The sequence below is a fragment of the Paracoccus sp. (in: a-proteobacteria) genome (assembly GCF_030538755.1).
Lineage (GTDB): Bacteria > Pseudomonadota > Alphaproteobacteria > Rhodobacterales > Rhodobacteraceae > Paracoccus.
Map to the genome: position 1 here is coordinate 1 of NZ_JAUNTJ010000045.1, position 4,237 is coordinate 4,237.

Sequence of the window (4,237 nt, forward strand, 5' to 3'; positions counted from 1 at the left end):
AGGGCGGCAAGCCCGCGGCGGGCGAGCCGGTTCTGCTGGGCATCACCAAGGCCAGCTTGCAGACCCGTTCGTTCATCTCGGCGGCCTCGTTCCAGGAAACGACCCGCGTGCTGACCGAAGCCGCCGTTCAGGGCAAGCGCGACAAGCTGGTTGGCCTGAAGGAAAACGTCATCGTCGGCCGTCTGATCCCGGCGGGCACGGGCGGGGCGACGGCGCGGGTGCGCCGCATCGCCGCCGACCGCGACAGTGCCGTGATCGAGGCGCGCCGCGCCGAGGCCGAAGAAGCCGCCGCGCTGATCGCCCCCGAAGTGGTCGAAACCACCACCGAGGAATGATCGCCTTGGCATGAAACAGAAAGGTCCGGCATCGCGCCGGGCCTTTTCTTTTGGCGCAACCGGGTCGGGCAGGGGGGACAGATGCGCATTCAGGTTCTGGGGCTGTGCCGCTTTTCGCTGTTGACGGTCAGCGATTTTCAGACGACTGGCGCCGATCTGGCCCGCAACCGGGCCATTCTTTACGATCCGGCGCGGCTGGATCTGCGGATGCGCTGGTTTGAAAACCTCTGCCTGCCGCCGCTGCTGTGGCAGACCGATCCTGATTTCACACTGATCGTTGCCACCGGCGAAGACCTGCCGCAGCCATGGCTTGGCCATCTGCGCGACATTGCTCAGGCCGTGCCGCAAATCCGCTTGATGCAGGCACCGCCCGGCCCCCACGCCCCGATCTGCCGCGCCATGCTGGCCGAGGCGACCGAACCCGGTGCCGATGTCGTGGCGCAGTTTCGCATGGACGATGACGATGCGGTGGCGCAGGATTACGTCGCCAGCGTGCGTCAGGATTACCATGCAATCAAGGGCTTGATGGATGGTTGGAATCCGGTGGCACTGGATTATGGCCGGGGGCTGCTGGTGCAGGCCGATGGCGATGATCTGCATGTCAGTTGCGCGCTGACGCATTTCTGGGCGCCGGGGCTGACGCTGTATTTTCCGGGGGGCGAGCCGCGCTCGGTGATGAATTACCGCCACGATTGGGTCTGGCGGCTGACCCCGACCGCGACCAAGATCGACCGCGTGATGTGGATGCGCGGCTTTCACGGCCATAACGACAGCCCCCATCACCTTGGCAAACGCATCCCGGTCGAGATGACGCAGGCGCAGGTGCATACGGTGATGCTGCGCCGCTTTGGCCTTGAACATCAGGCGCTGCGCGAGGCCCTGACAGCCGCGCCGGGGGCTTTCGTTTCGCTGTCCGATCAAGGATAATCAAGGGATGACCAGCAGGAGACCAGCCATGACCCAGGCAGACCCGATCCGACTTTCACAGCTTGCCCATGGTGGGGGATGCGGCTGCAAGATCGCGCCGTCGGTGCTTCAGTCGATCCTCAAGGACCAACCGCTGGCGGCGGCTTTTCCGCAGCTTTTGGTCGGCAATGCCGAATCCGATGATGCCGCTGTCTGGCAGGTGGACGACAAGACCTGCGTGATCGCGACGACCGATTTCTTTATGCCGATGGTAGATGATCCACATGCCTTTGGGCGCATTGCTGCCGCGAATGCGATTTCCGACATTTACGCGATGGGGGGCCGTCCGATCATGGCGTTGGCGATTGTCGGGATGCCGATCAATGTGCTGCCGCATGACATGATTGGCGAAATCCTGTCCGGCGGTGCCTCGATCTGCGCCGAGGCGGGGATTCCGGTTGCAGGCGGGCACAGCATCGACTCGGTCGAGCCGATCTATGGGCTGGCGGTCATCGGGCTGGTATCGCCTGAACATCTGCGCCGCAACGGTGGCGCGCGGCCCGGCGATGCGCTGATCCTGACCAAAGGGCTGGGCGTTGGCGTCTATTCCGCCGCGATCAAAAAGGGCGCGCTGGATCAGGCCGGCATTGACGAGATGATCGCCTCGGCCACCTTGCTGAACAAGGTCGGCGTCGATCTGGCCGCCGATCCGCAGGTGCGGGCGATTACCGATGTGACCGGCTTTGGCATTCTGGGGCACGGGCTGGAAATGGCGCGCGCCTCGGGCTGCGGGCTGGCGCTGGATTTCGCGGCGCTGCCGCGCCTGACCCGCGCGGATGAGCTGGCCGGGCAGGGCTTTGTGACCGGCGCATCGGGGCGCAACTGGGCCAGCTATGGCGCGGAAGTGACCCTGGCCGACGGCCTGCCCGCCCATGCGCAGGCTTTGCTGACCGACCCGCAGACTTCGGGCGGGCTGCTGATTGCCGTCGCCCCCGACGCGGCCGAGGCAACCCTGGCCCGCATTCGCGACGCGGGCTATCCGCTGGCCGCGATCATCGGGCAGGCGGTCGATGGGGCAGGGGTTTCTGTCACGGGTTGACGGTTTGTCAACTTTATCAGCCTATAGCGGGGCCTCGCCGTGCCTGACCGGCGCGGCCCCGTTCACAGGAATGCCATGCGCAGTCTGATCCAGCCTCAGCCCGGCACCAGTGCCGCGACACCCGCCGAGAACCTTCAGGGCGCGGTGTTGATGTGCGTGGCGATGGCGTTTTTCACCATGAACGACACGGTGATGAAATATGTCGCGCAGGATCTGCCGCTGTATCAGTCGATTGCGCTACGCGGTCTGGCGATTTTGCCGATACTGGCCATCTTTGCCCGGCGCGAGGGCGGGCTTGATCTGCGGGTGCAGCGCGAAAACCGCTGGCCCATGGTGCTGCGCACGGTGGGCGAGGTGGCTTCGACCGTGCTGTTCCTGAATGCGCTGACGCATATGGCCATCAGCGAGCTGTCGGCGATCCTGCAATCCTTGCCGCTGCTGGTCACGCTGGCGGCGGCGGTCATGTTTGGCGAGCAGTTGGGCTGGCGGCGGATGCTGGCGATCCTGATCGGTCTGGCCGGGGTGATGCTGATCCTGCGCCCCGGCAGCGATGCCTTTGACATCTGGTCTGTGGTTGGTGTGGGGGCTGTCGCGGCGCTGGTGCTGCGCGATATGGCGACGCGGATGTTTTCGCGCGCGATCAGGTCGTCGTCGATTGCCTTTTATGCCGCGCTGTCGGTTACGGCGGCGGCTCTTGTCCTGTCCCTGGGCGAGGGGTGGCGGATGCCGACGCTGGCGCAGGCGGGGCTGCTGATTCTGGCCGCGATGTTTCTGACCATCGGCTATGTGACCGTGATCGCCACCATGCGCGTGGGCGAAATCGGCTTTGTCGCGCCGTTCCGCTATGTCTCGCTGGTGGTGACGATTGTGCTGGGGCTGCTGGTGTTTGGCGAATGGCCTGATATGTGGACGTGGATCGGCTCGGCGCTGGTGGTGGGGGCGGGGGTCTATACCATCCTGCGCGAACGGCGTCTGACCCGGCAGGGGCGGTTGTGATGCGCGTTCAGATGCTGGGCCTGTGCCGGTTTTCCTATGTCGGGCTGCGCGGCTATCAGACGGAACATGCGTCGTTCGAGGAACGGCGCGCGTTTCTGTATGATCCGGCGCGGCTGGCGCGGCGCTGGTTTCTGTTCACGCGGATCGCCTTGCCCGCGTGGCAGGCGCAGACCGACCCGGATTTCACGCTGGTGGTGATGACCGGCCCCGACCTGCCCGAACCCTATCTGTCGCGCCTGCGCGATCTGTGCGCCGACATTCCGCAACTGCGGCTGTCGCTGGTGCCGCCGATGGAGCGGCACCTGCCCGCCTGTCTTGAGGCCGTGCAGCCCCATATCGACCTGTCGGCGGAGGTGATCGGCCATTTCCGCCATGATGATGACGATGCCGTGGCCGTTGACTATATCGCCAGGGCGCGTGCCGATTTTGCGCCGGTGCAGGGGCTTTGGTCGCGCGAGGGGCTGTTGTCGCTGGATCATGCGCGCGGCTTTATGCTGCGCGCGGGGGGCGATGGCGTGCATCTGATCCCGCGCATCTGCCATAATATGGGCGTCGCGCTGACGATCTTTGCCCGGCCCGATCAGCCGGTGACGGCGCTGCACTACGATCATTCCAAGCTGGGCAAATGGATGCCGGGGGTGTCGATCACCCGCCCGCTGATGTTTCTGCGAACCATGCATGGGGACAGCGATTCCGGTTCCGACATGGGGCCGGGGCATCCCTGGCCCGCGAACCCGGAACAGTATCGCGCGCAACTGCGGCGGCGGTTTCGGATCGACCTGGATGAACTGGATCACGACCTGCGGGCGGGCGGGGGCCTTGGTTGACACAAGACGTGATTCCCCCTATAGCCCCGCTACCCGCCGGGAAACCGCGCCGGGGACCAGAACCTTGAGTGGTC

General features: G+C 65.3%; 5 protein-coding genes. All 5 read left to right on the forward strand.

Annotated features, from left to right (window positions below; all coding sequences use genetic code 11):
* On the forward strand, positions 1–335 hold a 335-nt coding region (locus Q4G14_RS14950; protein ID WP_303362561.1), incomplete at its 5' end, for a hypothetical protein.
* 81 nt (positions 336–416) lie between these two features.
* Positions 417–1,262: a glycosyltransferase gene (locus tag Q4G14_RS14955; protein ID WP_303362562.1), complete on the forward strand. Its 846-nt coding sequence runs from the start codon at positions 417–419 to the stop codon at positions 1,260–1,262.
* A 7-nt stretch (positions 1,263–1,269) separates the two neighbouring features.
* Positions 1,270–2,340 (forward strand): selenide, water dikinase SelD, encoded by a 1,071-nt coding sequence (gene selD / locus Q4G14_RS14960; protein ID WP_303362563.1) that lies wholly within the window; start codon positions 1,270–1,272, stop codon positions 2,338–2,340.
* 75 nt (positions 2,341–2,415) lie between these two features.
* Positions 2,416–3,336 carry a DMT family transporter gene (locus Q4G14_RS14965; RefSeq protein WP_303362564.1) on the forward strand — a complete coding sequence of 307 codons (921 nt, stop codon included), beginning with the start codon at positions 2,416–2,418 and terminating at the stop codon, positions 3,334–3,336.
* Positions 3,336–4,163 (forward strand): glycosyltransferase, encoded by an 828-nt coding sequence (locus tag Q4G14_RS14970; protein ID WP_303362565.1) that lies wholly within the window; start codon positions 3,336–3,338, stop codon positions 4,161–4,163. The genes Q4G14_RS14965 and Q4G14_RS14970 overlap by 1 nt, the downstream gene beginning before the upstream one ends.
* Positions 4,164–4,237: the final 74 nt, after the last annotated feature.

What these genes read in the sequence shown, in the direction of transcription:
- Q4G14_RS14955 (WP_303362562.1), top strand. Translation starts at nt 417, where the DNA reads ATGCGCATTCAGGTTCTGGGGCTGTGCCGCTTTTCGCTGTTGACGGTC.
- selD (WP_303362563.1), top strand. Translation starts at nt 1,270, where the DNA reads ATGACCAGCAGGAGACCAGCCATGACCCAGGCAGACCCGATCCGACTT.
- Q4G14_RS14965 (WP_303362564.1), top strand. Translation starts at nt 2,416, where the DNA reads ATGCGCAGTCTGATCCAGCCTCAGCCCGGCACCAGTGCCGCGACACCC.
- Q4G14_RS14970 (WP_303362565.1), top strand. Translation starts at nt 3,336, where the DNA reads ATGCGCGTTCAGATGCTGGGCCTGTGCCGGTTTTCCTATGTCGGGCTG.